The 8113-nt window shown below is 43.8% G+C and carries 9 protein-coding genes; 5 read left to right on the plus strand and 4 right to left on the minus strand.

Annotated features, from left to right (window positions below):
- Nucleotides 1-19: 19 nt before the first annotated feature.
- Nucleotides 20-1429, minus strand: coding sequence for a glycosyltransferase family 2 protein (locus tag PN457_RS11610; RefSeq protein ID WP_271733475.1), 1410 nt, complete (start codon nucleotides 1427-1429; stop codon nucleotides 20-22).
- 323 nt (nucleotides 1430-1752) lie between these two features.
- Between PN457_RS11610 and PN457_RS11615 the strand changes: the two genes are divergently transcribed.
- The 4 genes from PN457_RS11615 to PN457_RS11630 all read left to right on the plus strand — a co-directional run bounded on the left by PN457_RS11615 (nucleotide 1753) and on the right by PN457_RS11630 (nucleotide 4602).
- Entirely contained in the window at nucleotides 1753-2847 is a 1095-nt protein-coding gene (locus tag PN457_RS11615) for a phosphotransacetylase family protein (protein ID WP_271733476.1), read from the plus strand.
- A 164-nt stretch (nucleotides 2848-3011) separates the two neighbouring features.
- Nucleotides 3012-3515 carry a DNA recombination-mediator protein A gene (locus tag PN457_RS11620; protein ID WP_271733477.1) on the plus strand — a complete coding sequence of 168 codons (504 nt, stop codon included), beginning with the start codon at nucleotides 3012-3014 and terminating at the stop codon, nucleotides 3513-3515.
- 117 nt (nucleotides 3516-3632) lie between these two features.
- Entirely contained in the window at nucleotides 3633-4052 is a 420-nt protein-coding gene (locus tag PN457_RS11625; RefSeq protein WP_271733478.1) for an MAPEG family protein, read from the plus strand.
- A gap of 58 nt (nucleotides 4053-4110) precedes the next feature.
- On the plus strand, nucleotides 4111-4602 hold the full coding sequence (locus PN457_RS11630) for a YajQ family cyclic di-GMP-binding protein (RefSeq protein ID WP_271733479.1): 492 nt from the start codon (nucleotides 4111-4113) through the stop codon (nucleotides 4600-4602).
- A 108-nt stretch (nucleotides 4603-4710) separates the two neighbouring features.
- On the opposite strand, the gene PN457_RS11635 is transcribed toward PN457_RS11630, so the two are convergent.
- The 3 genes from PN457_RS11635 to psaM form a co-directional block, all read right to left on the minus strand.
- The gene (locus PN457_RS11635) at nucleotides 4711-5175 is read right to left on the minus strand and encodes a hypothetical protein (RefSeq protein WP_271733481.1); all 465 of its coding nucleotides are present in this window, start codon (nucleotides 5173-5175) and stop codon (nucleotides 4711-4713) included.
- 340 nt (nucleotides 5176-5515) lie between these two features.
- Nucleotides 5516-5926 (minus strand): slr1601 family putative cell division protein, encoded by a 411-nt coding sequence (locus tag PN457_RS11640; RefSeq protein WP_271733482.1) that lies wholly within the window; start codon nucleotides 5924-5926, stop codon nucleotides 5516-5518.
- Nucleotides 5927-6376: 450 nt separating this feature from the next.
- The gene (gene psaM / locus PN457_RS11645) at nucleotides 6377-6472 is read right to left on the minus strand and encodes a photosystem I reaction center subunit XII (protein WP_006196319.1); all 96 of its coding nucleotides are present in this window, start codon (nucleotides 6470-6472) and stop codon (nucleotides 6377-6379) included.
- Nucleotides 6473-6610: 138 nt separating this feature from the next.
- On the opposite strand from psaM, the gene PN457_RS11650 reads away from it, so the two are divergent.
- Entirely contained in the window at nucleotides 6611-7873 is a 1263-nt protein-coding gene (locus PN457_RS11650) for an FGGY-family carbohydrate kinase (RefSeq protein ID WP_271733485.1), read from the plus strand.
- The last annotated feature ends 240 nt before the right edge of the window (nucleotides 7874-8113 follow it).

Here is an 8113-nt window from a genome sequence, read left to right on the forward strand (position 1 = left end):
TTAACTTGGCTGCAAAAAACTAGTTACCGGTTCCTGAATGCACGGTTTTTACCCATTTTAGACGTTTTGGTCTGAGGGACATCCGAGCAGTGGTACTGCTCATCACAACTAACCAGTGCAACATATACAAAGCACCACGTAGTGTTTGTAACAGCAACAGGAAAGATGTAGAAATATTAAATTTCTCATCTTGACGTATGCGCTTCAGTCCGGCAAACATACCCACAACAGACATACCCACAGATAGTGTAGTTACCGATCCTAAAATTGGTAGACGATGCCGAGCCAGGGCCATGAATAAATCTGGAATTGCTGCTGTGGGTAGGATATACATACTCAACATAAACATGAGCATATCCCAGGTTTTTCGCGTACCCATGCGGTTTCTCACAATTAGATCCCAGTAATCTAAATAGCGTTGATAGCCGCCTTCTGCCCAACGATTGCGCTGATGCCAAAGGGCGATGGCATTTGTGACACCCTCTTCCTGCACAGCTGGGCAAAATGTACAGTCAATGTCCCATTGGTTTAAATGTAGGCGCAAAGTCAGATCCAAATCATCCGTGATGGTTTCTTCATTCCACCCGCCACAACTTTCTAAGGCTGTACGCCGGACAAATTGACCATTACCGCGGAGTTCGCCAATACCACCCAGGGCTACACGTTGCTGCTGAAACCAGGTATCCAAAGCCATTTCTGCCATCTGACCTTGAGTCCAAAAATTTTCTTTGGCGTTAGCGATGGCTTTTCGCACCTGCACCGCCCCCACCTTTTCTCGTTGGAATAAAGGTACCACCTTGAGCAATAAGTCTGGCACTACCTGAGCATCAGCATCAAACACTGCGACAATTTCGCCCTTAGTCAATGGCAATACCTGATTTAATGCTCCTGATTTGCCGCCACTAGCTTGTGGAGAACGTCTGATAACCTTGAGTTGCTGATATTCTTGGGCTAGTTGGGCTAAGAGTTCCGGTGTCTTATCTGTGCTGTTATCGTCAATTATCCAGACTTCATATTGCCCACCTGGATATTCCAGATTGCAAAGATTCTTGACTAACTTGCCAATAACGGCTTCCTCATTTTTTGCAGCTACTAGCACAGATACACAGGGAAAATCTCCCTGGATGTTTTTGGCATAGCGCCGGGGTCTAGCAAATACCACCACTAAGGCATGAAATCCTAGAAGAGTGGTCAGTCCTAGAATCAATATTGAACCCCAAGAAGCTAAATGCAGAGCGATTGTACCGCTCCACACTACAGTCAACATGAGAGCAGCTTTGCGTCTACGTCCTTGAAACCGGGATGGTAGAGACATGGGATCCACCTCTACCACTAACTCCTGCTGATCTGCCGAGGGATCGGATAACACAGAGTTAAGTGGGTCAAGCTCTTCGTAATAATCATCTTCGGGCCAGGAATTCGCTGGCATAGGTTACTTGATTCAAAAACCAGTTGTTATACAGCTGAAAAAAAGCAAGGAATCCAACACTTGAGAGCGCTGATTTCTGCTTTTATTGCTTCAGCTTCTTTGTTAAAAGCCAATGCATATTAATTGTAACCGAATTTTTAACATTTCTTAGCACCAAATTTGGAGTTTCAAAGTATTTTGGATGATTTATTAGGTTTAGGTTTTACAGTGACCAGCCCCAAGAAAGTAGATTATGGGGAACTGTACCTTGTGAGCACTCCACCCTGTTGCCGTAACCCACTAAAATTAGTAAACACCTTCCTTTTGCAATTAGGAGTGCATGTGTGCCACAATCTGCTAAATGTTTGCTGATTGGCTCAACTGAGATTTATAGTGGTAAATCTGCAACTGTTTTGGGTTTGTCTCATCAGCTACAGCAAAAAGGACTAGATATTGCCTACGGTAAACCCCTGGGCACTTGTTTTAGTGCATCTGGCGGAACCTTAGTTGAGGAAGATGTCCAGTTTATTGCTCATAGTCTGAACTTACCAAAAAACCGTGTTGCGGCCACAATACTGGCTTTGGATGAGGTCAATGTCCAAAGACGCTGGCGCGGCGAAGACAACACCAATTATCGGCAGTTATTAAAACAGCAATATTTGCAAATTTCCCAGGGAGATTTAGTGTTGCTAGAGGGACCAGGTGATTTGACACAAGGCAGTCTGTTTGATTTGTCCTTGTTACAGGTTGCTGAGACGTTAGATGCGGCTGTACTTTTGGTAACACGTTATAGTTCACTGCTCTCAACAGGGGCGTTATTATCTGCCAAGCGGTATGTGGGCGATCGCTTGGTGGGAGTTGTGATTAATGATATCCCTAGCGAACAATTAGAAATAGTTGACGCTCAATTATGCCCGTTTCTAGAAAAGCAAGACATCCCTGTATTGGCCACATTGCCGAAAAGTGATTTACTCCGCAGTGTCAGCGTTGGTGAACTGGTAAACCAGTTAAAGGCCGAAGTTCTCTGTCGTCGAGATCGCTTGGATTTGATGGTGGAGAGTTTGGCAATTGGGGCAATGAATGTCAATGCGGCTGTGAAGTATTTCCACAAACGCCGAAATATGGCAGTAGTCACAGGAGGCGATCGCGTGGAAATTCAACAAGCCGCCCTAGAAACCTCTACACAATGCCTGATTTTGACTGGACAGCTGCCACCACCTGCCTTTATTCTCAGTCGTGCTGAAGAGCTAGAAATCCCCATCCTATCGGTTGACTTAGATACCCTAACCACTGTGGAAATTATCGACCGGACCTTTGGTCAAGTACGGGTACATGAACCCATCAAGGTTCACTGCATTCGCCAGTTGATGGCCGAGAATTTTGACATTGATCGCTTGTTATCTAAACTAGGCTTAACTGCCCCAGGGACATTAGCTTAAGTGAAGCTGGAATCCCCCGTGTTTAGGCGTGGGGAGTGTCCAGCAGCTATTGAGCTACTGAAGCAAACATCATAAAAATGTAGCAATATGTAACTATATTTGGCTGTTCACCTACACTCTGTTTGGTAGAATAACTGGGTTGTTTAATGTGATTACGTCCATCTTTGAGCCAGTCAACAGACCTTACCAACCTAGATACATTAGCGCAGGAACTGGCGACCATCCAACAAACGGGTTCTAAGCGAATCGCCTTGTTGGGTTCTCGTCATGTGCCAATTACGCATCAAAATCTCATTGAGATGATGACCTATGCCTTGGTTCTATCAGGCAATCGGGTCATCACCTCTGGGGCTACAGGGACAAATTCAGCTGCCATTAAGGGAGCAATGCGGGCTGATCCCAATTTATTGACGGTGATTTTACCCCAAAGTTTGGAACGTCAGCCCCATGAATCACGCCAACAACTAGAGCAGGTGATGCATCTGGTAGAAAATTCCAGTAATGATAATCTGTCTTTAGCTGAAGCTAGTTACATTTGTAACAAGGAGATTATCTCCCGATGCCAGCAACTCATCTGTTTTGCTTTTCACGACAGTCGTACTCTGCTGCAAACTTGTGGAGATGCAGAAGAACAAAGAAAAGTTGTCACACTTTTCTACTTTGACTAAAGTGCAGTAAGTCCTCGCCCTGGTAATGATAGATATAGGAAACTGCGAATTGGTAACAGGTAACCACCTGTTACCTGTTCATCACAGCTAACTACAAATACATTGATTGGTTTAATCATGCTATCGCAACTGCCTGTGTCTGTTATTTTGTTGTATTCTATTGCTGCTGCTGCCCTTCTGATTTATCTGCCCTTTCTATTGGTAGCTTATGCGCGGGTGCGGATTGGCTATGAAGCCCTTGCTACTCCTCGCGCCATGTTTGATAAATTGCCCCCCTATGCTCAAAGAGCCACTTGGGCGCATCAAAACTCTCTGGAAGCATTTATGTTGTTTGCCACCGCCGCACTGATGGCATATGTAACTGGGGTAAATTATACTACAGCAACAGTGGCGGCGATCGCTTTTGTGGTGGCGCGTTTGCTATACTCAGTTTTTTATATTTTGAATATACCCCTATTGCGATCGCTGATGTTTGCCATTGCCTCCCTGAGCTCTGCTACTCTGATTATCTCCAGCATCATTCAAGCCCAGAGTTAATTGGGCAGTAGAAATGCGGGTTGAAAATCACCGGTAAACCGAAAATCTAAAATTGTTTATGGCTTCTACATATTCCTTTGACATTGTGAGCGACTTTGATCGACAAGAGTTAGTGAATGCGGTCGATCAAGTTATGCGAGATATCAAAGGTCGTTATGACCTCAAAGATACTCAAACCACTGTAGAGTTAAACGAGCAAACCATTAATGTCAGCACTGACAGCGAGTTTACCTTAGATTCTGTTCACAACATCCTCCGGGAAAAAGCCGCCAAGCGTCAGCTTTCTCAGAAAATTTTCGAGTTTGGCAAAGTTGAATCAGCTAGTGGTAACCGTGTACGTCAAGAAATCACACTCAAAAAAGGCATCAGTCAGGAAATAGCTAAACAAATTTCCAAATTGATTCGGGACGAATTCAAAAAAGTACAAGCCTCAATTCAAGGTGATGCTGTACGAGTTTCAGCTAAAGCTAAGGATGACTTACAAGCTGTGATGCAGCGTCTGAAACAAGAAGACCTTCCTGTGGCTTTACAATTTACCAATTACCGTTAAACAACCTATGGGGTGGATTTTATCCACCCCATACCATTGTTTTCAAATCAGGTTCGATAGTTTTTCGCTAATTATTAACTAGTTAACTGCCTTCCGCATTAGCTGAGATTAAAGAATTTTGTGAGTGTGGGAATGCTGCTTAACATTGTCTTCTTTAGTGACAACTCTAGCGGCATTCAGTACGCGCTTACGCTCCGTTGAATATTGAAAATCAGTGTAGGTTGTACCTAAAGGAATGAGGGACTGTGCAGTTTCACGTCGTTTGTAGGTGCGAGCTGCAGCAAACACCCGCACAGCGAATTCTTCCCCAAACTGAGTCGAATCTGGAAAGCCATCTGGTAGCACAGGTGTATTGCCATCCAGAACAGATCCCAGGGTGGTTGCACAAGCCAGCTTATAAGAGGTGGGAATACCTTTGAACAATGCTTCTAGAGCAGCAGAGGGAATTGGTTCTACTACTTCCACTTGATAAACTTCCCCATCTTCCTTAATGAAGCAGGTTGATAGACCTATAACAATATAATCGTTAGCGGTGAGATCCGGTGCATCTTCATAGGAAATTGCTGTTGTCATAAAAATTTTCCCAACCTTCAAAATTACGATGTGTGCTTGAGTGCTATACTTGGCCGTCGCCTACAGCATGAGTTACAGTAGGCACGATACCTGACGGCAACAAGCAATGAGCTAAATCAAGGCTTGTGGGCATTCTAGCAATTTGTTCGTGTTACTACTTGATTAGTCATGAACTACCCCATCTTACTTCGTTGAAGATGGGGTTTCTACATCTCCATGAGTAAGACGGTTACGCCATAGTCATCTAATCTTTTTTGCTGTAGATATATTGCCGGGAGTAGATACAAAATAACTGGGTGTCCACAGTCTGATTTATCCATATAAATACGTATTGTTTGCCTTATGGTAATACATTTAATATTTCCGCTTCCTGAACATCAGGATTTACGAGTACTACTGGAAATTGATTAGGGTCAAATTTATACCCTTGCTGTTGTCTAATAATATGAGCTTGATGGGGGTCGAAATTCCGCTGAAATTCCCTTTGCAAACTCTCAACACGTTCTTCCATCAGCTTGACCTCAGTCTTAACTTCTCGCAACCTGTTTTGCTGTGTCCAATGATAAGGCAGAAGTTGTACCAGGGCAGATACTGCTGCACTGCACAGGACTAAGTTAACTGCTATTTTAGCTGTGGTTTCCAGGGCTATAACCTGGTATGAACGTTGACGAAGATGCCGTTTTGGTCGAGGAGCAGCCCGGCGTTTTTGTATAGGTTGTACCGGCGGTCTAGACGGTTGAATGGCGTTCATTATGCTTAATTAAAAAACCTGACTAATTTCATGACAACTTCATAGAATGCACACTGACAGGGTTTACACCTTTACTTAGCTGTCATATTACTTCATTTTTCCGAAATTGCTACACGTATATTTAAAGTTAAAATGTTACTCTATATGGGCAAGTAGCTAGCATTTAAAAACTTCTAGCATTTAGCCACTAGCACCCCGTTTACCCGATTATTATTCTTTTATAAGATTATGTCAATTCCGAGTCATGGTTATTTTTTTCACAGGGTTTCGGGGATATGTAATCTTGCCTTGTTTTGAATAAATCTCCCAGATGTTGTCGGGTAAAATTGAAAGGTTTTCTATTTGACTAAAAGAATATACTTATAAAGACAACAACCAGGACTGGCCTGATTGTTGTTTGAGAGTGGGGCGATTTTGAATCTACCCCGGTTACCATGTCAGAACGTGGCGTTATTTATAGAGTTCTGTTGCTAAACGCCAAGCCAGAATTCCTGGAATCAGCGCTACAGCTAGAGCAATGTACACCTGAGTGTCTGATATAGGCATGGTCTGAACCCTCCTGAGCTTCAAATCAATATTGAACAGTTCGTTTACTACTTTTCACTGTTTTGCCAAGAATGTGGAATATCTTGTTACAAGATGCAACAAAAACAGTGATTTGTCATTAAAAAAATTTATAAAACTATGGATTTTTATTTGGGGATCGATTTCGGTACATCTGGGGTTAGGGGTGTGGTGATTAATCATGAAGCTTGCACCCAGGCAGAAATCAAGCATCCTTGGGCAGATGGGGCTGTTACTAACTTAGCAGATTCGTGGCATGGGGCTTTATTTCGACTGCTGACACAAATACCAGAGAAATTGCGCCGAGAAATCAAGGGGATCGCCATTAACGGTACTTCTTCCACAGTCCTGCTGTGTGATGCGGCTGGTCAGCCTGTAGATGCACCTTTATTGTATAACGATGGGCGGGGAGCAGTGGTGCTGCCGCAATTAAAAAGTATTGCACCACGGCAAAGTAACGTATTAAGTGCAACTTCTAGCCTAGTAAAATTGCTGTGGATGGTGCAACAGCCGAGTTTCAGCAAAGCGAGATATTTTCTGCATCAAGCCGATTGGTTAGGATTTTTGCTGCATGGGTATTTGGGAATTAGCGATTACCATAACGCTTTAAAGCTGGGCTATGACGTGGAAGAGTTGAAATATCCACAATGGCTAGAAAAACTAGAATTACCGATTCAGTTACCCAGAGTTTTACCCCCCGGTACTCCCATTGCCAAATTGCGCCCGGAAATAGCAACTCAGTTTCATTTCCCTGATGATTGCTTGGTGTATGCTGGTACAACTGATAGTATTGCCGCTTTCTTGGCTAGTGGGGCCAAATACCCCGGGGAAGCTGTGACATCCTTGGGTTCGACCTTGGCGGTCAAACTATTGAGTCGTACCCGGGTAGAAGATGCACGATATGGTATTTATAGCCATCGCTGGGGTAACTTGTGGCTGACTGGGGGTGCTTCTAATACTGGGGGGGCGGTGCTAAAGCAATTTTTTAGTGATGCTGAGTTAGAAAGATTGAGCAGCGAAATTGATATTACAAGAGCCAGCGAGTTAGATTATTATCCATTGTTGCGGCCAGGCGATCGCTTTCCCATTAATGATCCGGCTTTACCGCCGCGATTAACACCACGCCCTGAGAGTAGTGTGGAATTTTTGCATGGGTTGTTAGAAAGTATTGCCCGAATTGAGGCTACTGGGTATAAATTATTGCAGAAAATGGGGGCAGATAAATTAACTCGTGTTTACACTGCCGGGGGTGGTGCGGTAAATTCTACTTGGTCTCGCATTCGTGAACGACATTTAAAGGTGTCTGTGATGTCGTCGCTGCATAGGGAAGCTGCTTATGGTACGGCGCTTTTAGCCATGAGAGGGACTGATTTTTTTAACTAGTCACTGGACTGCACAAGTGTCACAGAAGATTTATACAGTTGCTCTAACAACCGATACAAAAAAGCTAACTGTTGCGCCAGTAGTAGTCGCTGTTGCTTGTTATAGCAACGGACATATTGGTTAGGACATCATCATTATGGTTTTAAGGGAACAGGGAACAGGGAACAGGGAACAGGGAATAGTGAGTAGGGAATAGTGAGTAGGGAATAGGGAATAGGGGATAGGGGATAGGGAATAGTG

The sequence above is a fragment of the Anabaenopsis arnoldii genome, from assembly GCF_028331025.1.
Taxonomy (GTDB): domain Bacteria; phylum Cyanobacteriota; class Cyanobacteriia; order Cyanobacteriales; family Nostocaceae; genus Anabaenopsis; species Anabaenopsis arnoldii.